The organism is Arthrobacter sp. P1_B9 (assembly GCF_056406495.1).
The window spans coordinates 152,390-177,633 of sequence record NZ_JBFUAA010000001.1; the positions used below are offsets into that span (position 1 = coordinate 152,390).

At 67.6% G+C, this 25,244-nt stretch carries 18 protein-coding genes and 1 pseudogene; 11 read left to right on the forward strand and 8 right to left on the reverse strand.

Annotation, left to right across the window (positions count from 1 at the left end):
* Nucleotides 1-112: 112 nt before the first annotated feature.
* A complete protein-coding gene (locus tag AC1D1A_RS00665; protein ID WP_476946909.1) occupies nucleotides 113-3,916 on the reverse strand; it encodes a multifunctional oxoglutarate decarboxylase/oxoglutarate dehydrogenase thiamine pyrophosphate-binding subunit/dihydrolipoyllysine-residue succinyltransferase subunit in 3,804 nt (1,267 codons plus the stop codon).
* Nucleotides 3,917-4,269: 353 nt separating this feature from the next.
* Between AC1D1A_RS00665 and AC1D1A_RS00670 the strand changes: the two genes are divergently transcribed.
* The 6 genes from AC1D1A_RS00670 to AC1D1A_RS00695 all read left to right on the forward strand — a co-directional run bounded on the left by AC1D1A_RS00670 (nucleotide 4,270) and on the right by AC1D1A_RS00695 (nucleotide 11,370).
* On the forward strand, nucleotides 4,270-5,748 hold the full coding sequence (locus AC1D1A_RS00670; RefSeq protein WP_476856717.1) for a GuaB1 family IMP dehydrogenase-related protein: 1,479 nt from the start codon (nucleotides 4,270-4,272) through the stop codon (nucleotides 5,746-5,748).
* A 318-nt stretch (nucleotides 5,749-6,066) separates the two neighbouring features.
* Nucleotides 6,067-7,404: a hemolysin family protein gene (locus AC1D1A_RS00675; protein ID WP_476946910.1), complete on the forward strand. Its 1,338-nt coding sequence runs from the start codon at nucleotides 6,067-6,069 to the stop codon at nucleotides 7,402-7,404.
* Nucleotides 7,401-8,465 carry a hemolysin family protein gene (locus AC1D1A_RS00680; protein ID WP_476946911.1) on the forward strand — a complete coding sequence of 355 codons (1,065 nt, stop codon included), beginning with the start codon at nucleotides 7,401-7,403 and terminating at the stop codon, nucleotides 8,463-8,465. Before AC1D1A_RS00675 ends, AC1D1A_RS00680 begins: the two co-directional genes overlap by 4 nt.
* A 177-nt stretch (nucleotides 8,466-8,642) precedes the next feature.
* Entirely contained in the window at nucleotides 8,643-9,617 is a 975-nt protein-coding gene (locus AC1D1A_RS00685; protein WP_476946912.1) for a metal ABC transporter solute-binding protein, Zn/Mn family, read from the forward strand.
* A gap of 49 nt (nucleotides 9,618-9,666) precedes the next feature.
* Entirely contained in the window at nucleotides 9,667-10,482 is an 816-nt protein-coding gene (locus tag AC1D1A_RS00690; RefSeq protein WP_476873191.1) for a metal ABC transporter ATP-binding protein, read from the forward strand.
* On the forward strand, nucleotides 10,483-11,370 hold the full coding sequence (locus AC1D1A_RS00695) for a metal ABC transporter permease (RefSeq protein ID WP_476848826.1): 888 nt from the start codon (nucleotides 10,483-10,485) through the stop codon (nucleotides 11,368-11,370).
* Nucleotides 11,371-11,492: 122 nt separating this feature from the next.
* On the opposite strand, the gene AC1D1A_RS00700 is transcribed toward AC1D1A_RS00695, so the two are convergent.
* Nucleotides 11,493-11,954: a Fur family transcriptional regulator gene (locus tag AC1D1A_RS00700; RefSeq protein ID WP_223916071.1), complete on the reverse strand. Its 462-nt coding sequence runs from the start codon at nucleotides 11,952-11,954 to the stop codon at nucleotides 11,493-11,495.
* Nucleotides 11,955-12,086: 132 nt separating this feature from the next.
* On the opposite strand from AC1D1A_RS00700, the gene AC1D1A_RS00705 reads away from it, so the two are divergent.
* A complete protein-coding gene (locus AC1D1A_RS00705; protein ID WP_476856721.1) occupies nucleotides 12,087-12,743 on the forward strand; it encodes an MBL fold metallo-hydrolase in 657 nt (218 codons plus the stop codon).
* A 61-nt stretch (nucleotides 12,744-12,804) separates the two neighbouring features.
* Here the strand turns inward: AC1D1A_RS00705 and AC1D1A_RS00710 are convergent, their stop codons facing one another.
* Nucleotides 12,805-13,923: a PLP-dependent cysteine synthase family protein gene (locus AC1D1A_RS00710; RefSeq protein ID WP_476931229.1), complete on the reverse strand. Its 1,119-nt coding sequence runs from the start codon at nucleotides 13,921-13,923 to the stop codon at nucleotides 12,805-12,807.
* Nucleotides 13,924-13,971: 48 nt separating this feature from the next.
* Here AC1D1A_RS00710 and AC1D1A_RS00715 point away from each other — a divergent pair, with 48 nt between their 5' ends.
* Entirely contained in the window at nucleotides 13,972-14,844 is an 873-nt protein-coding gene (locus AC1D1A_RS00715; RefSeq protein WP_476858847.1) for a sulfurtransferase, read from the forward strand.
* A 77-nt stretch (nucleotides 14,845-14,921) separates the two neighbouring features.
* On the opposite strand, the pseudogene AC1D1A_RS00720 reads toward AC1D1A_RS00715, so the two are convergent.
* Both AC1D1A_RS00720 and AC1D1A_RS00725 read right to left on the reverse strand, forming a co-directional pair.
* A pseudogene (locus AC1D1A_RS00720) lies at nucleotides 14,922-16,423 on the reverse strand (HNH endonuclease).
* 364 nt (nucleotides 16,424-16,787) lie between these two features.
* Nucleotides 16,788-17,648 (reverse strand): phosphotransferase family protein, encoded by an 861-nt coding sequence (locus AC1D1A_RS00725; RefSeq protein ID WP_476946913.1) that lies wholly within the window; start codon nucleotides 17,646-17,648, stop codon nucleotides 16,788-16,790.
* 150 nt (nucleotides 17,649-17,798) lie between these two features.
* On the opposite strand from AC1D1A_RS00725, the gene AC1D1A_RS00730 reads away from it, so the two are divergent.
* Together AC1D1A_RS00730 and AC1D1A_RS00735 are read left to right on the forward strand one after the other, a co-directional pair.
* A complete protein-coding gene (locus tag AC1D1A_RS00730) occupies nucleotides 17,799-18,983 on the forward strand; it encodes an NAD(P)-dependent alcohol dehydrogenase (RefSeq protein ID WP_476946914.1) in 1,185 nt (394 codons plus the stop codon).
* Nucleotides 18,980-19,408 (forward strand): HIT family protein, encoded by a 429-nt coding sequence (locus AC1D1A_RS00735; RefSeq protein ID WP_476857530.1) that lies wholly within the window; start codon nucleotides 18,980-18,982, stop codon nucleotides 19,406-19,408. The genes AC1D1A_RS00730 and AC1D1A_RS00735 overlap by 4 nt, the downstream gene beginning before the upstream one ends.
* A 72-nt stretch (nucleotides 19,409-19,480) precedes the next feature.
* Here the strand turns inward: AC1D1A_RS00735 and hrpA are convergent, their stop codons facing one another.
* Nucleotides 19,481-23,506 (reverse strand): ATP-dependent RNA helicase HrpA, encoded by a 4,026-nt coding sequence (hrpA, locus tag AC1D1A_RS00740; RefSeq protein WP_476946915.1) that lies wholly within the window; start codon nucleotides 23,504-23,506, stop codon nucleotides 19,481-19,483.
* A gap of 179 nt (nucleotides 23,507-23,685) precedes the next feature.
* Entirely contained in the window at nucleotides 23,686-23,853 is a 168-nt protein-coding gene (locus AC1D1A_RS00745) for a hypothetical protein (protein WP_230007826.1), read from the reverse strand.
* Between the two features lie 92 nt (nucleotides 23,854-23,945).
* Here AC1D1A_RS00745 and AC1D1A_RS00750 point away from each other — a divergent pair, with 92 nt between their 5' ends.
* A complete protein-coding gene (locus AC1D1A_RS00750; protein WP_079554497.1) occupies nucleotides 23,946-24,911 on the forward strand; it encodes a GlxA family transcriptional regulator in 966 nt (321 codons plus the stop codon).
* Between the two features lie 24 nt (nucleotides 24,912-24,935).
* Here the strand turns inward: AC1D1A_RS00750 and AC1D1A_RS00755 are convergent, their stop codons facing one another.
* Complete coding sequence (locus AC1D1A_RS00755) at nucleotides 24,936-25,232, reverse strand: protealysin inhibitor emfourin (RefSeq protein ID WP_476946916.1); 297 nt, start codon at nucleotides 25,230-25,232, stop codon at nucleotides 24,936-24,938.
* Nucleotides 25,233-25,244: the final 12 nt, after the last annotated feature.

Sequence of the window (25,244 nt, forward strand, 5' to 3'; positions counted from 1 at the left end):
GACTACCTCTTCACTTCAACGCTGTCCATCAAGCTGACCACTAATAGTCCATTAAACAGAACCGCCCGGCCGGAGTGTTGTTGTTTCAGTCTCCGGCCGGGCAGCAATGCCGCTATTTACGAGCGAATGCCTGCTTGAGCAGGGCGTCCTGTTCTGCCGCGTGGCGCTTCATCGACCCTGCCGCGGTGGAGGCCGAGGCGGGGCGGGAGATGAGGCGGACCCGGCGGTCCAGGGCGTCCGGCAGGTTCAGGCCGATGAACGGCCACGGACCCTGGTTGGCCGGTTCGTCCTGCGCCCAGACCACTTCGGCGTTCGGGTACTTGGCCAGCTCCGCGGCGATCTCGTCGGCCGGCAGCGGGTACAGCTGCTCGACGCGGACGATCGCCGTGGTCTTGTTCTCGGTCTTCTGCCGGGTGGACAGCAGATCGTAGTACAGGCGCCCGGAGACCAGCAGCACGCGTTCGACGGCGTCGGCCTGCAGCTGCGCGTGTTCCGGAATGACCGGGCGGAACGAGCCGGTGGTGAAGTCCTCCACGGAGGACGCTGCGGCCTTGAGGCGGAGCAGCTGCTTGGGCGTGAAGATGATGAGCGGCTTGCGCGGCCTGCTGTACGCCTGGCGGCGCAGCAGGTGGAAGTGCGAGGCCGACGTCGTGGGGTTGGCCACGATCATGTTCTCTTCGGCGCACATCTGCAGGAAGCGCTCGATGCGGGCGGAGGAGTGGTCCGGACCCTGGCCCTCGTAGCCGTGCGGCAGCATGAGAACCAGCGAGGACCGCTGGCCCCATTTCTGCTCGGCCGAGGAGATGAACTCATCGATGATGGTCTGCGCGCCGTTGACGAAGTCACCGAACTGCGCTTCCCAGAGCACCAGCGCATCCGGGCGTTCCACCGAGTATCCGTATTCGAAGCCCATGGCGGCGTATTCGGAGAGCAGCGAATCGTAGATCCACAGCTTCGCCTGGTCATCCGAGAGGTGGGACAGCGGAAGCCACTCGTCGCCGTTGGCGCGGTCGTGGAAGACGGCGTGGCGCTGCACGAAGGTGCCGCGGCGCGAGTCCTGGCCGGCAAGCCGGACGGGGACGCCTTCCATGATGAGCGAACCGAACGCGGCCAGTTCACCGAAGCCCCAGTCGATGCCGCCTTCACGGGACATCGCCTCACGCTTCTCCAGCAGTTGCTTGAGCTTGGCGTGGACGGTGAAGCCGTCCGGGATATCGGTGTGGGCCTTGCCGATGCGGGCCAGGGTCTCCGCGGAGATCGCGGTGGATACCGGCGCGCTGACGCCGGAATCGGACTGCTGGGCCATCGGGCGTTCCAGGTCCGACACCGCGGCCGAATCGGCCGTGATGATCGGGATCGGGGACGTCTGGGCGGCGTGGGTTTCCGCGAAGACGCGTTCCAGGCGTTCCTGGTAGTCCCGCAGCAGCTGCTCGGCTTCTTCCTCGGTGATGTCACCGCGGCCGATCAGTGATTCGGTGTACAGCTTGCGGACCGAGCGCTTGGCCTCGATCAGGTTGTACATCAGCGGCTGGGTCATCGAGGGGTCATCGCCCTCGTTGTGGCCGCGACGGCGGTAGCAGACCATGTCGATGACAACGTCCTTGTGGAAACGCTGACGGAACTCGTAGGCAAGCTGCCCGATGCGGACCACGGCCTCCGGGTCGTCGCCGTTCACGTGGAACACCGGTGCCTGGATCATCTTGGCGACGTCCGTGGAGTACGTGGAGGAACGCGAGGACGACGGTGCGGTGGTGAAGCCGACCTGGTTGTTGACCACGATGTGGATGGTGCCGCCGGTGCGGTACCCGCGCAGCTGGGAGAGGTTGAGCGTTTCCGCGACCACGCCCTGGCCCGCGAAGGCGGCGTCGCCGTGCACCATGATCGGCAGCACGGGGAACGCCTCGCCCTGGTCCAGGCGGTCCTGCTTGGCACGGACGATTCCTTCGAGGACGGAATCGACGGCCTCGAGGTGGGACGGGTTCGCGGCGAGGTAGACCTTGGTCTCCTTGCCGTTGTCCGAGGTGAAGGTGCCTTCGGTGCCCAGGTGGTACTTGACGTCGCCGGAGCCCTGCACGGAGCGCGGGTCCTGGGTGCCTTCGAATTCGCGGAAGACCTGCGCGTAGGTCTTGCCCGCGATGTTGGTCAGCACGTTGAGCCGGCCGCGGTGGGCCATGCCGATCGCCACTTCGTCGAGTTCGTCGTCGGCGGCGTCGGAGATGATCGCGTCCAGCAGCGGGATCAGGGACTCGCCGCCCTCGAGCGAGAAGCGCTTCTGGCCGACGAACTTCGTCTGCAGGAAGGTCTCGAAGGCCTCGGCGGCGTTGAGCTTGGAGACGATGCGCAGCTGCTCGTCGCGGCTCGGCTTCGAGTACGGGTGCTCCAGCTGGTCCTGGAACCACTTGCGCTCGGCCGGGTCCTGGATGTGCATGTATTCGATGCCGGCGGTGCGGCAGTAGGCATCACGGAGGACGCCGAGGATGTCGCGGAACTTGAGCATCGGCCTGCCGCCGAAGCCGCCGGTGGGCCACTCGCGGTCCAGGTCCCACAGGGTCAGGCCGTAGGTCAGGACGTCGAGGTCCGGGTGCTTGCGCTGGACGTACTCGAGCGGATCGGTGTCCGCCATGAGGTGGCCGCGCACGCGGTAGGCGTGGATCAGCTGCTGGATCCGGGCGACCTTGTTGATCTCGTCGGCCGGGTCCACCTGCAGGTCGGGGCTCCAGCGCACGGGCTCGTAGGGGATACGCAGGGACTCGAAGATCTCGTCGTAGAAGTTCTGCGCGCCCAGCAGCAGCTGGTGCACGAGCTTGAGGAACTCGCCGCTGCCGGCACCCTGGATGACGCGGTGGTCATAGGTGGAGGTCAGCGTGAGGACCTTGCTGATCGCGTTCTGCGCGATGATCTTCTCGCTGGCACCCTGGAACTCGGCCGGGTAGTCCAGTGCGCCGACGCCGATTATGGCGGCCTGGCCCTTGGACAGACGCGGGACCGAGTGGACGGTGCCGATGCCGCCGGGGTTGGTCAGGGACACGGTGGTGCCGGAGTGGTCGTCCGCGGTCAGCTTGCCGTTGCGGGCACGCTTGATCAGGTCCTCGTAGGTGTGCCAGAACTCGGAGAAGTTGAGGGTCTCCGCCTTCTTGATGTTCGGGACCATGAGCAGGCGGGTGCCGTCGGGCTTGGGCATGTCGATCGCGATGCCGAAGTTCACGTGCGCCGGCTGGACAGCCACCGGCTTGCCGTCGATCTCGTCGTAGTAGACGTTCATCGACGGGAACTGGGACAGGGCGCGGATGACGGCGTAGCCGATCAGGTGCGTGAAGGAGACCTTGCCACCGCGGGCGCGGGCCAGGTTGGAGTTGATGACCACGCGGTTGTCGATCAGGAGCTTCGCCGGGATGGCGCGGACGCTCGTGGCTGTCGGCACTTCCAGGCTGGTGACCATGTTCGAGGCGATCGCCTTGGCCGGGCCGCGCAGGACCGAGACGACGTCTTCTTCGGGAGCCGTCGGGGCCTTGAGGTTCTTGGGCAGCTGCGCCGGGATCGGCGCGGTGCCGGGGCCGGCGTCGGAAGTCTTGGAGCCGTCCCGGGCGACGGTGGCCGGGGCTTTCTTGGCGGCGGGCGCAGCCGGTGCGGGCGCAGCCGTGGCGGCGGAAGCTGCGGGGGCGGCGGGCGCAGGTGCTGCCGGAGCGGCGGCGGGCGCTACAACGGGAAGTTCACGGGTGGCAGGATGCACAGCTGTCGCGGTGCCGGACGTTCCGTTGGCGGGAGAGGCGTCACTAGCTTCAAAGGATTCGAACAGGGGCCACCACTTGGAGTCGACCGTGTTCTTGTCCTGCTGGTAACGCTCATACAGTTCGTCAACGAGCCACTCGTTTCCGCCAAATTCCTCTGGTAGACGGTGGCTAGGCTGCTCTGGCACTTGAAATACGCCTCTTCCGTGAGTTTGATTCCCTCTGGCTTCCACGGTGCCTCGGCACAACGATTGAGCCAGTCTCTGCGTCCAGTGAACCCAGACCCATGCCAGTCTAGTGAGGATTCTTGCCAAACCGCCAATAAGCGTGACCCAAATCATGATCCGCCCCGGCAGCCGCCGAATTGCGGTGAAGAAGAGTTGCAGAATCGGCCCCGGATGCGGCCCACATGCGGTGCCCTGCGCGAGGCCGGACGCGGTGCCGGACGCTGTGCCGGCCCCGCCGGAAACCGCCCTAGAATGCAGTGAGAACCCGTTTGTCGCCGACGGTGCCAGCTGCGGGTGCCAGCAAAGGAGCAGCAGTGCGTTTCCTGAATGAGCCCACCACCGATCTGACCTACTCGGACCTCTTCCTGGTCCCGTCCCGGTCCGATGTCACCTCCCGCCTGGACGTCGACCTCGCGGCCGACGACGGGACCGGCTCCGCGATCCCGCTGGTGGCGGCGAACATGACGGCGGTCACGGGGAAGCGGATGGCCGAGACCATGGCCCGCCGCGGCGGCCTTGGAGTCCTGCCGCAGGACGTCCCGCTCGACGTCATCCGTGACGTCACGGCCTGGATCAAGGGACGCCACCCGGTCCTGGAAACCCCCGTCACGCTCGCGCCCACGGACACCGTCATTGATGCCCTCCACCTGATGGGCAAGCGGCCGCACGGGGCCGTTGTGGTGGTGGACGACTCCGGCGCGGTCACCGGTGTTGTCCGGGCCGCCGACTGCGAGGGCCAGGACCGTTTCGCGTCACTGGCCTCCGTCATCCGCCACCAGCCGCTGGTGCTCGACGCCGGACCGCTCGCCGGCGGATTGTTTGGGGGCGGGTCGGCGGCCGATGCTGCGCAGGCACTCCGCCGCGCCTTTGAAGCGATGGACGCCGCCGGAACCGACTACGCGCCGGTGCAGCAGGACGGAGTCCTGGCCGGCGTGCTCACCCGTAAGGGCGCCCTGCGCTCCACGCTCTACCGGCCGTCCCTGGACGACGACGGCAGGCTGAAGGTCGCTGCCGCCGTCGGAATCAACGGTGACGTGGCCGGGCGGGCCGCCGAATTGCTGGCGGCCGGCGTCAACGTGCTGGTCCTCGACACCGCACACGGGCACCAGCAGAAAATGTTCGACGCCCTCGCCGCCGTGAAGGGTCTCAACCCCGGCGTGCCGGTGGTCGCCGGCAACGTCGTCACCGGCGACGCCACACGTGAGCTCATCGAGGCCGGGGCGGACATCGTTAAGGTCGGGGTGGGCCCCGGCGCCATGTGCACGACGCGCATGATGACGGCCGTGGGCCGCCCCCAGTTCAGTGCCGTCCTCGAATGCTCCGCCGCGGCCCGGGAAGCCGGCGGCCGGGTATGGGCCGACGGCGGGGTCCGCTACCCGCGCGACGTCGCCCTGGCCCTGGCCGCCGGGGCCAGCCAGGTCATGATCGGCTCCTGGTTTGCCGGTACTCACGAGAGCCCCGGGGACCTGCAGCTCGACGCCTCGGGCCGGCAGTACAAGGAGAGCTTCGGCATGGCGTCCGCCCGGGCGGTGCAGAACCGCAACCAACGCGAGGGCGCCTTTGAAAAGGACCGCAAGGCCCTCTTCGAGGAGGGCATCTCCACCTCCCGCATGTACGTCGATGCGGCCCGGCCCGGCGTCGAGGACCTGCTGGACATGATCACCGCGGGCCTGCGCAGTTCCATGAGCTACGCCGGTGCTGCCGATCTCGCCGCTTTCCGGGAACGCGCCGTGGCAGGCATCCAGTCCGCGGCCGGGTACGAGGAGGGCCGGCCCGTCCCGCAGAGCTGGTGAACCCGGCGCGGCCGGTGACGCGGGCGGTCGGGGGCTGGCGGCGGTTGCTCCTGTAGACTGAAATTCTTATGGACAGTAAATCTAGGTGCCGGCCTGGGGGCTGTCAGCGGAGTACGGAAACCGTTCCCGCCCAGTCCACCCGCAGAGCCGGCAAACCCCGTTCACGCGCCCATCACTCTCCGGCCGCACGCCATTCCGGAGCTATCCAGGAAACAGGGTCGGCCGCCGCCGACCATCCTCCGCCAGGCCGGGCCTTCCCGCATTTGCGTCCCCTGACGCGCCGTGTGTCATGCGCTGCTGCGGAAGCAGGCCGCTGACATGGAATGGCTACTCCTCGCAGCAGGCCTCCTGCTCATCCTCGGCACCGGCTTCTTTGTCGCCGTGGAATTTTCTCTGGTCGCCCTGGACCAGGCCACCGTGCAGCGCGCCGTTGACACCGGCGACACCGCCGCCGAGCCATTGCTCAGATGTCTCAAGTCACTTTCCACCCAGCTTTCCAGCTGCCAGCTGGGCATCACCATGACCACGCTGCTGACCGGCTATGTCATGGAACCGTCCGTGGGCAAGCTGCTTGAAGGCCCGCTCACCGCGCTCGGCGTCCCGCCGGCGGCGGCTGCCTCGCTGTCCCTGGTCCTGGCAATGGCGGTGGCCACCCTGCTCTCCATGGTGATCGGCGAACTGGTGCCCAAGAACATGGCCATCGCGCTGTCCTTCCCGATCGGCAAGGCCGTGGCCCGGCCCCAGCTGGTGTTCACCGCCATCTTCAAGCCCGCCATCGTGGTGCTCAACGGCTTCTCCAACAAGGTCCTCAACGTCTTCGGCCTGGAGGCCAAGGAAGAAATCTCCGGCGCCCGCACCCCGGCCGAGCTGGCCTCCCTTGTGCGCCGCTCCGCGGCCATGGGCACCCTCGACGCCGGAACGGCCAACTTCATCGCCCGAACCCTGAAGTTCTCCGGGCGGACCGCCGCGGACGTCATGACCCCCCGCATCCGCGTGGAGACCATCGACGCCGACCAGCCGGTCTCGGATATCGTCGAGGCCGCCAAGCGCACCGGATACTCCCGGTTCCCCGTGATCGGCGAGTCCTCCGATGACATCCGCGGCGTGGTCCACATCAAGAAGGCCATTGCCGTGCCCGCGGACCGCCGCGTCAAGCTGCAGGCGGGGGCCATCATGACCGACGTGCTCCGGGTCCCCGAAACCATCCACCTGGACGCCCTCCTCGCCGAACTGCGCGAGGGCAACCTGCAACTGGCCGTGGTCCTGGATGAATACGGTGGAACCGCCGGCATCACCACGCTGGAGGACCTCGTGGAGGAAATCGTCGGGGAAGTGGCCGATGAGCATGACAAGGTCCGGCCCGGCCTGCTCCAAAGCGCCTCGGGCGACTGGTACTTCCCGGGCCTGCTCCGGCCCGATGAACTCTCCGAACAGATCCCGGGCCTGACCGTGCCCGACGAGGCTGCCTACGAAACGGTGGGAGGCTACGTCATGAGCCAGCTCGGCCGCATCGCGGCAGTCGGCGACACGGTCGACGTCGTCGGCGGGACACTCAGCGTGACCCGCATGGACGGCCGCCGGATCGACCGGATCTGTTTCCGGCCCATCCGCGTGTCCGGCGAGGGCCAGCCCGCCAGCCAGGCAGGTGCCGCATGAGCGACTGGGCCGGAATCCTCTGGCTTGCGTTCCTCCTGGTGGGCAACGCCTTCTTCGTGGCCGCCGAATTCGCCGTCATGTCGGCCCGCCGCAGCCAGATCGAGCCGCTGGCCGAGGCAGGTTCGAAGCGCGCGCAGACCACCCTGCGGGCGATGGAAAACGTTTCCCTCATGCTCGCCTGCGCCCAGCTCGGCATCACCGTCTGCTCGCTGCTGATCCTGCAGGTGGCCGAGCCCGCGATCCACCACCTCCTGGCCGTGCCGCTGGAAGCGGCGGGCGTCCCCGTGGAGGTCGCGAACATTGTGGCCTTCGCCGTCGCCCTGCTGTTGGTGACGTTCCTGCACGTCACGTTCGGCGAAATGGTGCCCAAGAACATCTCCGTGTCCGTCGCGGACAAAGCGGCGCTGCTGCTGGCGCCGCCGCTGATGTTCATCGGGCGGCTCGTCAAGCCCGTCATTGCGGCGCTTAACTGGTCCGCGAACCACATCCTGAAGCTGATGCGGATTGAGCCGAAGGACGAGGTGACCTCAACCTTCACCCTTGAAGAAGTGCAGTCGATCGTGCAGGAATCCACGCGCCACGGACTCGTGGACGACGACGCCGGACTCATCACCGGAGCGCTCGAGTTCTCCGAACACACCGCGTCCCGTGTGATGGTTCCGCTGGGCAAGCTCGTCATGCTCAAGGCGGCCACCACGCCGGTCGAATTCGAAAAGGCAGTGAGCCGGACCGGGTTCTCGCGCTTCCCGATGCTCGACGACGACGGCATGCTGGCCGGCTACCTCCATATCAAGGACGTGCTGTCCATCCCGGACGCCGGGTACCACCAGCCGATTGCGGAAAGCCGCATCCGGTCGCTGGCGAACCTCGCCATGGACGACGAAATCGAGCAGGCCATGTCCGTCATGCAGCGCACGGGCTCGCACCTGGCCCGCGTGATCGGACCCGATGGGCTGACCCAGGGAGTGCTGTTCCTCGAAGACGTGATCGAGCAGCTCGTCGGCGAAATCCGGGACGCGACGCAGGCCACCGGCTACCGCAGGCTGGGCCAGGACCAGTAGGGGGCAGCCCAATAACGGGCGGTCCAGTAACGGCCGGTCCAGTAACGGGCAGCCCAGCTGCGGCCGGGCACCGGCGGGGCACGCCGTGTATCCCTAAATAGGAATGATTCCTATTTAGGGATACACTCGGGCTGTTGCTATTGCTCCTGATTCTCAATAACAGATCCGAGGTTTTCCGTGCGTCGTCCCGCTGCCCGAGTCCTGCTGGCTGGTCTTGCCGGCCTGGGCCTCCTGCTCACCGCGTGCAGTCCGACGTCCGGCAGCCCGCGGGGGACCGCGGGGGACGGCGTGGTCAACGTCGTCGCATCCACCAGCGTGTACGGCGACATCGTCTCCAGCATCGGCGGCGACAAGGTCCGGGTCAGCTCGATCATCAACCGGACCAGCCAGGACCCGCACTCCTACGAGGCCACCACGCAGGACAAGCTGGCTGTCTCCAAGGCCGAGCTGGTGGTGGAGAACGGCGGGGGATACGACGCCTTCATGGACACGCTGGCGACCGACACCGGCCTGGACCGCGGCAGCGTCATCAGCGCCGTGGATGTTTCAGGGCTTGTCTCCGAAAGCGCTGCCAGCGAAAGCCCGCCAGCGGCGAGCCCCGACTCCGCCGGCCACACCCACGGGTCCACGGGGCTGAACGAACACGTCTGGTACAGCCTGCCTGCCATGTCCCGCCTCGCGGACGCCGTGGCCGAGAAGCTGGGCTCGCTGGAACCGGCCTCGGCGCAGACGTTCCGGAGCAACGCGGCGGCCTTCAAGGACTCGCTCGGCGGCCTGGAAACGAAGCTCGCCGCCATCAAGTCCTCGGCGGGCCACGCGCCCGTGGCCGTCACCGAGCCCGTACCGCTGTACCTGCTCGAGGACGCCGGACTGGAGAACGAGACCCCGGCCGAGTACACGGCGGCGATCGAGGAGGACGCCGACGTCCCGCCCGCCGTGCTCAAGACCACCGTCGATCTCGTGGCATCCCGGGGCGTAAGGCTGCTGGCCTACAATACCCAGACCGAGGGACCGCAGACGGCGGCGGTGAAAAGAGCCGCCGAGAACGCCGGCGTCCCGGTCGTGAACTTCAGCGAGACCCTCCCGGACGGCCAGTCCTACCTGCAGTGGATGACCGGAAACGTGGAGAGCATCGGCAAGGCTCTAGGATGATCGCAACAGCGGGAGCAGCCATCTCCGCGGAAAATCGAGGAAACCCCTTTTGACACCGGTAGTGAGCCTGCGCGGCGCCTCCCTGGCGTTCGGCCAACGGACTCTCTGGGAGGGCCTGGACCTGGACATCAACCCGGGTGAATTCTTTGCCGTGCTCGGGCCCAACGGCAGCGGCAAGACCACCTTCCTGAAGGTCCTGCTGGGATTGCAGGAACTGAGCACGGGAACGGCCGTGCTCGACGGCCACCCCGTTGAGCGGGGAAGCCGCCGGATCGGCTACGTGCCCCAGCAGAAATCATTTGACCCCGATACGCCCCTGCGCGCCCGCGACCTCGTGGCCCTCGGCGTCGACGGCCACCGCTGGGGCATCCGCCTCGGTGGTGCCAAGGTGAACCGTAAAGTCGATGAACTCCTGGAGCTTGTGGGCGCCACCGATTACGCCAAGGTGCCGGTGGGGCAGCTTTCCGGCGGTGAGCAGCAGCGCCTGCGCGTGGCGCAGGCCCTCGCGACCGATCCCAAGGTGCTGCTGTGCGACGAGCCGCTGCTCTCCCTTGACCTTCAGCACCAGCAGGGCGTCAGCGCGCTGATCAACAGGCAATGCCGCGACTCGGACAGTGCCGTGGTGTTCGTGACCCACGAGATCAACCCGATCATGGACTACGTGGACCGGGTCCTGTACCTGGCCGGCGGAAAGTTCCGGGTGGGCACACCCGCGGAGGTCATGACCACCGAGGTGCTCTCCGATTTGTATGACAGCCGTGTTGAGGTCATCCAGGCCAACGGCCGGCTGATCGTCGTCGGGCTGCCGGACGCCGCGACGCACCACCATCTGGACGCGCACTCAGTCGCGGGCGAGGCGGGCTAAGTGGATCTGGGCGACCTGCTGCACTCAATCTTCAACTTCGAAAACTACGGCGAGCTGCTGGTCCTGGTGCAGAACTCCATCTGGGCCGGCGCCGTCCTCGGGCTGCTCGGCGGAATCATGGGCACCTTCGTGATGAAACGCGACCTCGCCTTCGCCGTCCACGGGATCTCGGAGCTCTCCTTTGCCGGCGCGGCGTTCGCGCTGTTGATCGGCGCCGACATCATCCTCGGCTCGCTGGCAGGATCCGTGCTGGCAGCCCTGGTGCTGGGCGTGATGGGGGTCCGCGCACGGGACAAGAACTCGATCATCGGCGTCATCATGCCCTTCGGGCTTGGCCTGGGCATCCTCTTCCTGTCCCTGTACGAGGGCCGGGCGGCCAACAAGTTCGGCCTGCTCACCGGGCAGATCGTGTCGGTCGGGACCGTCCAGCTGCAGGTCCTGGCGGTCGCCGCCGTCGTGGTGATGCTGGCGCTGGCCGCCATCTGGCGGCCGTTGACCTTTGCCAGTGTCGACCCCGACGTCGCCACCGCCCGCGGCGTGCCGGTGCGGGCCCTCGCCCTTGGTTTCATGGTGCTGCTGGGGATCAGCGTGGCGCTGTCCATCCAGATTGTGGGCGCGCTGCTGGTGCTGGCCCTGCTGATCACGCCCGCGGCCGCCGCCATGCGCGTCACGTCCTCGCCCCGGCTGGTTGTCACGCTGAGCATCGTCTTTGCGATGACGGCGACAGTCGGAGGCATCCTGCTGGCCCTCGGCGGCCGGCTGCCGATCAGCCCCTATGTGACCACGTTGTCCTTCCTGATCTACGTGGCCTGCCGGATGATCGGTGGCGCACGGGCCAGACGGGGACTCAACGGCCGGGTGGTGCGGAGCGCCGCTGCGTCGGCTTAACGCTCTCACGCCACAGTGGCGGAATTTCCCCAGGTTTGCCGTAGGCCGCCGGCGGGTCCCTTCGCCCCGCCGGTGATTTCCGGGGTCACGAGGTCAAAGGTGGGGAATTTCAGCAGCTTCGACTACTGGCCGGGCTGACTGGCTGTGCATTCGGGGCACAGGCCGAAGATTTCCACGGTGTGCTCCACCGCGGTGAAGCCGTGCTCATTCGCGATCCGCGCGGCCCAGGCCTCGACCGCCGGTGCTTCCACTTCCACGGCCTTGCCGCAGTTCCGGCACAGCAGGTGATGGTGGTGCCCGGTGACGGCGCAGCGCCGGTACACCGCTTCGCCGTCGGCGTTGCGCAGGACATCCACCAGCCCGTCGTCGGCGAGGGACTGCAGGATCCGGTAGGAGGTCGCGAGGGACACCGCGGTGCCGCGCTCTTGGAGGATGCGGTGCAGTTCCTGGGTGCTGACGAAGTCCGCCAGGTCGTCCAAGGCGGCACTGACGGCGAGGCGCTGCTTGGTGACGCGCTGTTCCTTGCCCTGCACGGGTGCCGAGGCCGGAGTCCGGCTGCTGCCGGTGGTAGCGCCTTGGGACATCGTGGAACTCGCTTCGTCAAAAGAATTCGCGGGTGGGACTCGCTGAGTGTGGCAATGTCCAAGATTACCAGCGCCCAAGATTGCCAGCGGCGCTTCGTGGACACTGTGACGGCTGGTGCCTAGGCTGGCCGGATGAAGCTGACCAAATTTACTCACGCCTGTGTCCGCCTCGAACAGGACGGCCGGGTGCTGGTGTTTGACCCGGGCACCTTTTCGGAGACGGACCAGGCCCTGGCCGGAGCACATGCTGTGCTCATTACCCACGAGCACGCGGACCATGTGGACGTCGACGCCGTCGCCGCGGCGTTGCAGTCGAACACCACCCTTGAGCTTTTCGCCCCGGAGGCCGTGGCCGCGACGCTCCGCGGCAAGGCGCCCGACGCCGGAAGCCGCATCCATGCGGCGGGCGCGGGTGAGGAATTTGAAACGTCGGGCTTCGCCATCAGGACCTTTGGCGGCCAGCACGCCCTCATCCATCCGCAGATCCCCGTGGTGGCCAACGTCGGCTACCTCGTCGACGGCAATGTCTACCACCCGGGGGACTCCTTCGCGATCCCCGACGGCGTCGATGTCAAGACGCTGCTTGTACCCATCCACGCCCCGTGGAACAAGGTGGGCGAAGTGGTGGATTTTGTCATCGGTGTCCGCGCACCACAGGCCTTCCCGATCCACGACGCGCTCCTGAACGAGCTGGGCCGCGGCCTGGTGGAGGGGCACGTGACCCGGATCGGCGCCAAGTACGGCACCGAGTACCGGCACCTTTCCAGCGGCGATACAGCGGAGGTTTAGCCGCCGCTGGCGCCTTGGCGGGCTTAGGCCGGCGTGCTGACGGGCGGGCTGGCCGGCTGGTTTAGGCCGGCCAGACGCCGGTCCGGAAGAACTCGCCCAGCACGGCCTCGTGGGGTTCGGGATCCAGGCCGTGGGCCGCCAGCCACTCCGGGTTGTAGTAATTTCCGGCGTAGCGGTCCCCGGCGTCGCACATCAGGGTCACAACACTGCCCCGGCGGCCCTCCGCGATCATCCCGGCGATGAGCTGCCACGCGCCCCAGAGGTTGGTCCCGGTGGACGGACCCGCGTGCAGACCGGCGTGGTCCCTCAGATGCCGCATGGCCGCCACCGACGCGGCGTCGGGAACCTGGATCATGTGGTCGATCACGGCGGGCACAAAACTCGGCTCCATCCGCGGCCGGCCGATGCCCTCGATGCGGGAGGGCAATCCCGCCGCGGGTGCGTCAGCTGCAGTCCCGCCGCCAGCTGTCCCGCCGTCGGGCCGGCTGTTCCGCCAGCCCGGATAGAACGCGGAATTTTCCGGGTCGACGACGGCGAGGCCCGTCTCGTAGCGGTGGTAGCGCAGGTACCGGCCAATCGTGGCGCTGGTCCCGCCGGTGCCGGCCCCGACCACCACCCAGCGGGGGACCGGGTGCTCCTCCAGCGCCAGCTGGCCGAAGATCGATTCGGCGATGTTGTTATTCCCGCGCCAGTCCGTGGCCCGTTCGGCGTACGTGAATTGGTCCATGTAGTGCCCGCCCGTGCTGCTGGCCAGATCCGCGGCGGCCTCGTAGACCTCGGAGGCGTGGTCTACGAGGTGGCAGGAGCCACCGAACTGTTCGATCAGGGCGATTTTCTCGCGGCTGGTGGTCCGGGTCATCACGGCGATGAAGGGCAGTCCCAGCAGCTGCGCAAAATAGGCTTCGGAGACGGCGGTGCTGCCGCTGGATGCCTCCACGATCGTGGTGCCTTCCCGGATCCAGCCGTTGACGAGGCCGAAGAGGAACAGGGACCGCGCCAGCCGGTGCTTGAGGCTGCCGGTGCGGTGGGTGGATTCGTCCTTCAGGTACAGCTGCACGCCCCAGTGCTCCGGGAGCGGCACCGAGTACAGGTGGGTGTCGGCTGAGCGGTTGTTTTCGGCGTTGATCCGGCGGACGGCCTCGTCGGCCCAGGCCCGGTCCTGCAGGTGCGCTGTGTTCACCGCTACAGCCTACCGGGGGCGGCGGGACGCCAAAGATAGAGTGGGGAAATGGACACCCTTCTCGATGCTGCCGCCCTCAAGGACCGGATGGACGACGCCGGCGCAGCCGGCCAGCGCACAGTACTCCTCGACGTTCGCTGGGCGCTGGGGGATCCCCACGGTCACGATCACTACCTGCGCGGACACATCCCCGGGGCCGTCTTCGTGGATCTCGCCACTGAACTTGCCGGACCGGCGGAACCGGAACGCGGCAGGCATCCGTTGCCGCCGTCGGAGCGGTTCCAGGAGTCCGCGCGCCGCTGGGGCATCAACGACGGCGATGTGGTCGTAGCGTACGACGACAGCGGCAACATGGCTGCGGCCCGGCTGTGGTGGATGCTGCGCAACGCCGGCTTCAGTTCTGTGTACCTGCTCGACGGCGGCCTGGCCGCGTGGCGGGCTGCCGGGTTCGAGCTGGCGGCCGGACCCGAACAGCCCGCACCCGGAAACGTCACCCTGTCCGACGGCGCCATGCCCGCGATCGACGCCGGACAAGCCGCCAGTTGGGGCCGGCGGGGGCTGCTGTTGGACGCCCGGGCGGGGGAGCGGTACCGCGGCGAAATCGAGCCCGTGGATCCCCGCGCCGGCCATATTCCGGGGGCCGTCAGTGCCCCTACCACCGGGAACCTGCGCGCTGACGGGCGCTTCCTTGCCCCGGCGGAGCTGCGGGAGCGCTTCGAACAGCTCGGTTACCGGGACGGCGTTCCCACTGCCGTGTACTGCGGGTCCGGAGTGACAGCGGCCCATGAAATCGCCGCCCTCGAGATTGCCGGCTTTTCCGCTGCCCTCTATCCGGGGTCCTTTTCGGAGTGGTGCCACGGTCCCGCGAACGATGTTGTCACCGGGCCGGAACCGTACGGCGAGGACGCGGCTTCACGCTAAGGGCCAGCACGAGCATTGGACGGCCCGCGCAGGCTGCCCAGAGCGCCTCCAGTTCCTCCTCGGGCGGTCCATAATTCCTAGGCTGCGGCAGCCGCTTTGGGTTTTCCACGCCTGAGCGTTTTGGCTTGGTGCCGGAGCTGGCGCCGGTGGCGGGAGCCTGGCTGGGAGCCTGGCTGGTCTGTGGCTGATGGCCGAAGCGGTGTTCCGGGCAGGGGTGGCGCGGTGGAGTGGTAGGTGTGGCCGGTGGGGGTGGTGAGTTCGATGGTGTGCCTCGCGCCGATGCTCGAGGCGGATCCGGATCCGGGTGCGGCTTCGGGGCTGGGGCGTGCTTTCCAGCCGGGGTTTTCTTTGGTGTGGTTGCAGGCTTCGCAGAGGCCGGCGGCGTTGTCCGTGGTGGTCGGGCCGCCGGTGTGCCAGGGAATGATGTGGTCCAGGTGGCGGATGGGCGCGTCGCAGTAGGGGGTGCGGCAGGTGTCGTCTCTGGTTTGGATGAAGCGGCGGTGCCCGGGTGGGAAGAGCCGGGCGCGGGAGTCCAGCCCCACGAGCTCGCCGGTGCCGGGGTGGGTGTAGAGGCGCCGGAGCCAGAGGTTGAAGTTCCGGTCCTCGGCGTTCGTCCCGGCGCCGATGCGTTCCCGGGCCCAGCCGGCGGGGACGGTGCCGTAGCCGGGCAGGACGGCCGGTTCGGCGTCGGCCTGGAAGAGGGTGCGGTCGGTCATGACGAGCTGGATTTCGACGCCGGTGATCCCGCCGGGGGTGCCGGTGGTGCGTTCGACCAGGGCATCGGCCATGAGCTGCCCGCGGCCCCTCGGGTCCCCGGCGGCGCGGAGGGTGTCGGCGTGCCCGGTGAGGGCCTTGTAGACGGCGACGCCGGCGGTCACGGGCAGCAGGGCGGTGAGGTGGCAAATGGTGTCGGGGGCCGGGCGGAGGCTGACGTGCCGCTCGGTGGCGGCGTGCGCGGCGCGTTCGGGGACGGAGCTGGGATCGCGCCGGTACGCGGCGGCCCGGGCCGCGGCGACCAGGGACCGGTCACCGGCCCCGGCGAACGTCCCGGCGTCGGGCGCCAATTCCTCGTCGACGGCGGCCCGGTCCGCGGCGCTCAGGCAGGCGGTTTCGCGCACCAGCAGGGTGGCGCGCCATTCGTTCAGCTGCCCGGTTTCGAGCGCGGTGAGGGTGTGCGGCATCTCGGTGATCAGGGCTTTGGCCAGGCCCAGGAGCCGGCCGCCCCTGGCGGGGATTCGTGCCGGGCCAGGGCGATCTGCGCGCCGATCCCGGCGCCGAGCTTCTCGGCCGGGACCCCGGCGGCGGCTTGTTCGCGGCGTTGGAGCAGGTCGAAGGCCACGGCGAGCCGGGCCTGTTCCGCGGACGCGGCGGATTTCCAGTCTTCCAGTTCCCGGATCCGGTCAATGATCCCGGCACTGTCCGTGGGCGGACAGCCTAAGCCCATCGGTCCGGCGGCCAGCCGGCCCGCCAAGGCCGCCTCTGCGGTGCCCGGAATGGCGGCGGCATCGCCCGCGGCGCGACTCAGGCCACCGTCGCCGTGTCCTGCCGAAGCCACTTCGGGCCCCTGATTGCCGTCCATGAATTAAGTGTCCCTGCGGGCTATGACATTTATGGCCCGCAGGAGCCGTTCCACGGCTTCCGAAGCCACTAGCGACCTATCAGATCCGAATGTCCACTGCTTGCCGTTCATGGTTCAAGTCTCCCTCGGAGGTGCGACAGAAAAGCGGGGACCGACGTACCGGCGGTGGGCTGAAGTGATCGTGGCAACGCACCCAGCGGCGCCGCGACTCGAGGGGGCTGTGTCCTTCAACGCCGAGTCCTTCGGTGCTGCGTCCTTCAGCGCCGCGAGATTGTATCGCCGACGTATGGGCCTCTGTTTTCCGTCCGCGCTTCAAGTGTCCCTGTGGGCTACGACATTTAGTCCGGGGATAAAGGAGGCTGCCTCATGTCTGTTGCGGATCCTGAAGGGTGCCTGCGTGAAACCGCATCTGGAAGTTGGAGAGTGCAAAGTCTTTGAGTTTGTTGTCGTTGATCAGCTGGGCAGCGGCTGCAACCTGCAGGGGCAGCGATGCCCGGTGAATCCTTGCCCTGGCGATTGTCTCCCTGTCCGCTATGTCGGAGACCCGGGCCGAGCCGAACGTTCCGATGAGGGGTGCGAGGTCAAGCGCGGGGTCGCCAACGCAGGCGTTGTCGAGGTCTATGACACCTGAAAGCTGATCTCCACACCACATGATGTTGTGCAGCCCAAAGTCGCCGTGCACTAGTGAAGTCTCAACTCCTGTTTCTTCTTCCAGTACTTCCTCAACAGCTCGCCGGGCAGCGGTCTTAGTGGCCTTATCTAACGGTTGGATGATCCGGTCGACAATGGCTGGCCATTGCTGCCCTCCGCACCACTGCCTGACAGGCCGGAGCTGGCCTCGAGGACTCGCAGCTTCCCGGAGACCGGCCAGGACGCGTTCCAACGGCCCCCTAGCCTGCTCCCAGGAGATGCCAGGCCGATGTTCGCCCGGGATGCAACTGCTGACCTGCGCAGACCATGAAGGCCCCGAAAGCGGTTCGGACATGGCCAGAGGGATACGGAACGGAAGATCCACGTCTCCTAATGTCCTGAGGTTCTGATGCTCGCTGTGAGTCCGCGAAGCGTGGCCTGCGCCGCGCGCTACGCGCACCACGGCAGAGGTGCTGAGGATGGCGACATGGTGGAAAGCTCCGTGCTTGAAGGTGACATCATTCCATTCCAGATGCGGCCACGCGCTCTCGACGGGCGGCCAGAGCGCTGAGGTGTCGGGATCGAGGGTATTCACGACCGCCAGTCTCTCAGGCACAGCCGCCCATCGCCTGAGTTGGCGCGTGAGACTGGCTGCGGCTCCGCCCCCTGGACAACCACGTGACCCGCAGTGTGGCCCCGCACCCCAAAGTGGAATACATCCCGGGACCGGGGGTAGCGTCAACGTATGACACCTGGACGTCCCGTACCCCCGCCCCTTGCCAAGCCGTTGCCGGATTTGGACACCACAGACACCAAATCCGCCACCGCGGACAGCGCCGCGCAGAACGCCGGCCCCACACTCGCTGCTGCGTATGGTGCCACCTCACCGGACAGCGGGCTCGTTCCCTTGACCGTGTCCCGACGGGCGCCGAAGGCGGACGACGTCGAGATCGCCGTTGAATTCTGCGGACTGTGCCACTCGGACGTGCACGCCACCCGGGGCGAATGGGGCGGCGGCACCTACCCGTTGATCCCGGGCCACGAGATCGTCGGCCGGGTCACCCGGCTCGGTTCCGCCGTCGACGACTTCACGGTGGGTGAGCGCGTGGGCGTGGGCTGCATCGTGGACTCCTGCCGCGAGTGCGACAGCTGCCTGGACGGCCTCGAGCAGTACTGCGAAAACGCCGCGGTGGGAACCTACGGGGCGAAGGATGCCCGCAACGACGGCGCCATCACCCAGGGCGGGTATGCGACGTCGATAGTGGTGGACCGCCACTATGTCCTGCGGGTGCCGGAAGCACTGGACCCCGCCGCCGCGGCGCCCCTGCTGTGCGCCGGCATCACCACGTATTCGCCCCTGAACCACTTCGAGGTCGAGGAAGGCGACGTCGTCGGCGTCGTCGGACTGGGCGGTCTCGGCCATATGGCCGTCAAGATCGCCAAGGCCATGGGGGCCGAGGTCAAGGTCTTCACGACGTCGGAGAACAAGTTCGCCGCAGCGCGCGAGCTGGGCGCCGACGACGTCATCCTCTCCACCGACCCGGCCGCGATGGAAGCCGCGAACCGCAGCATCGACGTCATTATCGACACTGTCGCCGCACCGCACGACCTCAACCCCTACTTCCGCACGCTGGGCCTGGACGGTGTGCTGTTCCAGCTGGGCCTGCCCGCCGAAGCGATGCCGCCCGTCAACCCCGGGGCGCTGATCCGGCGCAGGATCGCCTATGCGGGTTCGCTGATCGGCGGCATCGCCGAGACGCAGGAGATGCTGGACTTCTGCGCCGAGCACGGCGTGGTGTCCGACGTTGAGGTGGTCGGCGCTGACCAGCTCAACGAAGCCTACGACCGCATGGTGGCAGGCGACGTCAAGTACCGTTTTGTCCTGGACGTCAGTACCCTGGGGTCCCCGGCAGAAAAGGCGGACGCATGAGCACTCTCTTCACCAAAATCATCAACGGCGAGATCCCGGGCCGCTTCGTCTGGCGCGAGGACGGCGTCGTGGCGTTCCTGACCATGGGCCCGCTGGCCGACGGCCACACCCTCGTGGTGCCCACCGAGGAAGTGGACCGCTGGACGGATGCCTCGCCCGAGGTCCTCGGCCGGGTCATGGAGGTTGCCCGCAAGATCGGCGCGGTCCAGGTGGAGGTGTTCGACGCCGCCCGGGCCGGGCTGATCGTGGCCGGCTACGAAATCAACCACATGCACGTCCACGTGTGGCCATCGAACTCAATGGCGGACTTTGATTTCGGCTCCGTGGACCAGCACCCGGATCCGGCCAGGCTGGACGCCAACGCGGAGAAGCTCCGCCAAGGCCTCCGCACGGCCGGCCACGCGGAGCACGTCCCGGCCGCCTAGGTCCCGCCCGGACAGGCCCGCCCGGACATTCCCGGCTGCCAGTGCTGGCGCCGGCGCAGCACCCTCAGGGGTCTACGCCGGCGCCAGCACTTTGTTAAGGGCGGCCCGGATACGCTTTTCGGACACCGAATAGGCGGTCCCGAGTTCGACGGCGAAGAGGCTCACCCGCAGTTCCTCGATCATCCAGCGCACGTGGGTTAACTCCGCGCCCGCCCGCCGCCCGGGCAGCAGCGCGGACACGGCGTCGTCGTAGTCGTCCTCCAGGGCCTGGACCGCGGCCATGTGCTGGGCGTCCCGCTGGACGTTGCCCGGCAGCTTCTCGAGGCGCTTTTCGATCGCCGCGAGGTAGCGGGGCAGCTGGCTGAGCTGGGCGTAGCCCGTGCGTGCCACGAAACCCGGATACACCAGCTGCTCGAGCTGGCTCTTGACGTCGTTGAGCGCGCTGATCAGGGCCAGGCTCGTGGTGCCCTTGAGCTGCTTTTCGATCCGGCGGGTACTGGCCAGGATACGTTCGACGACGGCGGTGACAGTAAAGACGGTGTCGATCAGCTCCGCCCGGACGCCCTCGTAGAGCGCCTTGAACGAGGCCTCGTCCCACGGCAGCGGGGCCGGCGTGAGTTTGTCGATGGCGGCCAGGGCGCAGTCGGCGATCAGCGCGGCCACGGAACCATGCGGGTTCTGGCTGAACGTCAGTTTCTCGGTGTTGTTCAGGTGCTCCAGGACATAGCGGTCCGGCGGCGGCACTTTCAGGGCCAGGAGCCGGATGACCCCGCCGCGCATGGCTTCCTGCTGTTCCGACGGCGTCTGGAACAGCCGCAGCGCCACGGACGTTCCCTCATCCACCAGGGCGGGATAGCCGGTGACGGTGTGCCCGCCAACGGTTCCCTGGACCTGGCGCTGGACGGTTCCAAAGGTCCAGTCCTTGAGCCCGGACATTTCGGTGAMCCCGCCCGGCGCCGCGGCTGCGGCAGCGGCCAGGGCGGCCGACGGGGACGTGCCGGCCCGTGATGAACGCGCGCCATCCTTGCCGTTCGCGCCGGCTTTCGCCTTCGCCGCGGCATTTCCCTTGGATTGGAGCGCCGTGGTGCCCGGGGTGGCACCGAGGGATTCCGCGATGGCCCGGCGGGTGGCCGGGGCCAGCCGCTCCTGCAGCGCGTTCAGGTCCTTGCCCTCATCCAGCAACTTGCCGCGGGAATCCACCACGCGGAAGCTGACCCGCAAATGCGACGGGACGGCGTCCCAGTTCCAGGAGCCCGGCGGAATGACCTGTCCGCGGATCCGGCGCAGCACCAGTTCCAGCGACGGTTCGAGCTCGTCCGTGGCGGGATCGAAGTCAGCTTCCAGTGCCGCGACGGCCTGGCGGGCCACGTCCGGGGCAGGAACGAAGTTCTTGCGGATCTGCTTGGGCAGCGACTTGATGAGCGCCGTGACGAGTTCCACGCGCTGCCCGGGGATCAGCCAGCGGAACGCGGCATCGTCGAGCTGGTTCAGGAACAGCACCGGCACCTCGGCGGTGACGCCGTCGGATGGATTTGGCGGCGAACCGGGCGCCACGGGGTGGAACTCGTAGCTCAGCGGCAGCTCGAAGCCCTTGTGCAACAAGGTCTTGGGATAGGCCGAATCGTCCAGGGCCGCGGCGTCCTCGCTGATCAGCAGGGACTGGTCGAAGTCGAGCAGCGTGGGATCCTGCTGCCGTGCGTCCTTCCACCACTTGTCGAAGTGCCGCTCCGAGACGACCTCCGCGCCGATCCGGGCGTCGTAGAACTCGAAGAGTGTCTCGTCGTCCACCAGGATGTCGCGGCGCCGCATCCGGGCCTCGAGCTCCTCGACTTCGTGCAGCAGCGCGCGGTTGCGGTGGAAGAACTTGTGGTGGGTCTGCCAGTCGCCTTCAACCAGGGCATGGCGGATGAAGAGCTCGCGGCAGAGCTCCGGATCCACCTTGCCGTAGTTGATCCGCCGGCTTGGGATGATGGGCACGCCGTACAGCGTGACCTTTTCGTGGGCCATCACCGCGCCCAACTTCTTGGACCAGTGCGGCTCGCTGTAGCTGCGCTTGACCAGGTCGGGGGCCACCTGTTCGGCCCAGAGCGGATCGAACTTCGCCGCGACGCGGGCCCAGAGCCGGCTCGTCTCCACGAGCTCGGCGGCCATCACGAACGTGGGTGACTTCTTGAACAGTGCCGAACCCGGGAAAATCGCGAAGCGGCTGCCGCGGGCGCCGGCGTACTCGCGCTTGCGCTCGTCGAGGATGCCGACGTGGCTCAGCAGCCCCGAGAGCAGGCTGATGTGGATGCCGTCGTGGTTGCCCACCGGATCGGCAAGGCGCTTGTTGTCCAGGCTGATGCCCAGCGGGCGGGCCAGCTGGCGGAGCTGGGCGAACAGGTCCTGCCACTCCCTGACCCGCAGGTAGTTGATGAACTCGTTGCGGCAGAGCCGGCGGAACGCCGTGGAGGACAGTTCCTGCTGCTTCTCCTGCAGGTAGTTCCACAGGTTCAGGTAACCGGTGAAATCCGAGTTCTCGTCCCGGAAGCGGGCGTGCTTCTCCGCGGCGAGCTGCTGCTTGTCTGTTGGACGCTCGCGCGGGTCCTGGATGGTGAGCGCGGCGGCCAGGATCATGACCTCCCGGACACAGCCCCGCTTTCCGGACTCCACGATCATCCGGCCGAGCCTGGGGTCCACCGGCAGCTGGGCCAGCTGCTGCCCGACGGCGGTGAGTCCGCTTCCGGGACGGCCGGAACCGCGGCGCTGTCCGCCGTCGTCCGTTGGCTCCTGCCGCGCGGCGGTCAGGGCGCCGAGCTCGCGCAGGAGGCTGACGCCGTCGTTGATGGCGCGCGAATCCGGCGGCTCGACGAACGGGAAGTTCTCCACGTCCTTCGGTCCGCGGGCCACGCCCATGGCGGTCATCTGCAGGATGACGGCCGCGAGGTTGGTGCGCAGGATCTCCGGATCCGTGAACAGCGGCCGCGACTCGAAGTCCTCCTCGGAGTACAGCCGGATCGCGATACCGTCGGAAACGCGGCCGCAGCGGCCCGAGCGCTGGTTGGCCGAAGCCTGGGAGACGCGCTCAATCGGCAGGCGCTGGACCTTGGTCCGGTGCGAGTAGCGCGAGATCCGGGCCGTGCCGGTGTCGATCACGTACTTGATGCCGGGGACCGTCAGCGAGGTTTCGGCGACGTTGGTGGCAAGTACGATCCGGCGCTTGCTGCCGGGGTGGAAAACCTTGTGCTGCTCCTGCAGGCTCAACCGGGCGAAGAGGGGAAGGACCTCGGTGCCCGCGAGGCGCCGGTTGGACTGGATGCGGGCGTTGAGGGCCTCCGCCGCGTCGCGGATTTCGCGCTCGCCGGAGAAGAAGATCAGGATGTCGCCGTGGGCTTCCAAGGCGAGCTCGTCGACGGCGTCGCACACCGCATCGAGCGGGTCGCGGTCCTCCTCGAGTTCGTCGTCCGCCGCGGCACCTTCTCCGGCTCCATCTTCGGCGCCGCCGGCCGGCTGGGAAAGCGGCCGGTAGCGGATTTCCACCGGAAAAGTCCGGCCCGACACCTCGATGATGGGGGAGGGCTCCTCGTCGCTACCGAAGTGCTTGGCGAAGCGCTCCGGATCGATGGTGGCCGAGGTGATGATGATCTTCAGGTCCGGGCGCTGCGGCAGGATGCGCTTGAGGTAGCCGAGGATGAAGTCGATGTTGAGGCTGCGCTCGTGCGCCTCGTCAATGATGATGGCGTTGTACTTGCGCAGCAGCCTGTCGCGCTGGATCTCCGCCAGCAGGATGCCGTCGGTCATGAGTTTGACCTTGGTGGACCGGCTGACCTCACCGGTGAAGCGGACCTGGAAACCGACTTCCTGGCCGATTTCGACGCCGAGTTCCTCCGCGATGCGCTCGGCCACGGTGCGGGCCGCGAGACGGCGGGGCTGGGTGTGGCCGATCAGCCCGTTCTCGCCCAGGCCGAGCTCAAGGCACATCTTGGGGATCTGGGTGGTCTTACCCGAGCCGGTCTCGCCGGCGATGATGGTCACCTGGTTGGCCGCGATGGCGGCCATAAGATCTTCGCGGCGCTCGGAGACCGGCAGCTCGGCGGGGTAGGAAATATGCAATGTCATGGCTGGAGACAGTCTACTGGGGTGGACTGTCCGCTGGGGTGGCGGCGGCTGTGCGGTCCTACTATCGGGTCCGGTTGCTGCAGCCGGGCTGTTCCGTTGCTGCTTCAGGCCCGGCGCATAGTGAGGGCCCGGCTTGATGAGCCGGGCCCGATGGGCGTGTGGGCAAAACGTGCGCGGACTTAGAAGTTCCGCAGGGTGTAGTTGACGCTCGGCAGGTCCCGGGCCATCCAGTACTCTTCCGAGCGGACGGGCGGGGTGTGACCGAGGCCGTCCTTCCGCAGGGCGGAGATGGTGGCTGCGAGGCCGGCGATGATCAGGACGATGACGGCGATTCCGAGGAGTTCCATACCTCTATGGTTCTCCGGTCCAAGAACTAAAAAAAGTGGCAGAAATGCCCAAAAAGATACAATTTCTGCCACTGTTCTGTCAGGATGAAGTCATGATCAAATCAGTGGCAATGATCGTGGTTCCCAACTTCTCGATCTTCGAGTTCGCGACGGCTTTCGAGGTCTTCGGCATCGACCGCTCGGACCGCGGAAACGGCGTGCCCGCGTTCGATTTCCGCGTCTGCGCGCCCGAGCCGGGCGACGTCCCGCTCAAGTCCGGCCTGTCCATGCACGTCGGTCTCGGGCTGGAAGCAACTGCCGACGCCGACCTGGTGGTGATGGCGCCGTACGGCCGGGACGAGGACGTTCCCGAATCCGTCTTGGAGGCGCTGCGGGCGGCCCATGCCCGGGGCGCCTGGGTGATGTCCATTTGTTCCGGTGCCTTTGCCCTGGCCCGGGCAGGCCTGCTCGATGGCCGCCGATGCACCACGCACTGGCATTACTCCCAGGAACTGGCCAGCCGATACCCGGCCGTGCTGGTGGATGAAAATGTCCTCTACGTCGAGGACGGCCGGATCATCACGAGTGCCGGCACGGCCGCGGGGATCGATGCCTGCCTGCACCTGGTCCGCGTGGAGTTCGGCGCCAAGGTGGCCGCCGCCATCGCCCGGGACATGGTGGTCCCTCCGCACCGGGACGGCGGCCAGGCCCAATACATCGACCGGCCCATTCCGCAGTGCGGCTCGGAACCCATGGAGCAGCTGCTGCAGTGGATGGTCCGGCACCTGGACGAGGAACACGCAGTCAACGAGCTGGCGGCCAGGGTCCATATGTCGCCGCGGACATTTGCGCGGCGCTTCCGTGCGGAAACGGGGGCCACCCCGGCGGCCTGGCTCAATTCCCAACGGGTGCTCCGTGCCCAGGAGCTGCTGGAAACCACGGAGCTCAATATCGACGAAATCGCGAGGGAATCCGGCTTCGGACATTCGGTCCTGTTGCGGCACCACTTTACGAAGGCGCTGGACACCAGCCCGCAGTCCTACCGGCGCACTTTCCGCGGGCACCTGGCCACGGCGTAGCGGGCCCCGGCCCGGCAGGAGCGTCTAGGCAAAGCCCGGCGGCGCCGATTCCTCGGCCGCGGCCCGTGCGCATTCGACGAGGTCGCGCCACGGGCCCGTCAGTTCACGCTCGGGCAGGACCGCCCGCCGTTGATCGGCCCGGATGCTGTACATGAACCGGTCCGGCTGGCCGGATGTCCCGCTGGTCCCGGCGACGTCGTCCCAGGGGCAGGCCTCAATCAGCGGCCGCCACCGGTCGGTGTCCTCGGGCGGCTCGGGCCGGACGGTCCACGTCCTTTTCATTCCGGCCACGCCGCCACTGCGCTGGACAGTTATCTTCATCGGACTCGGACC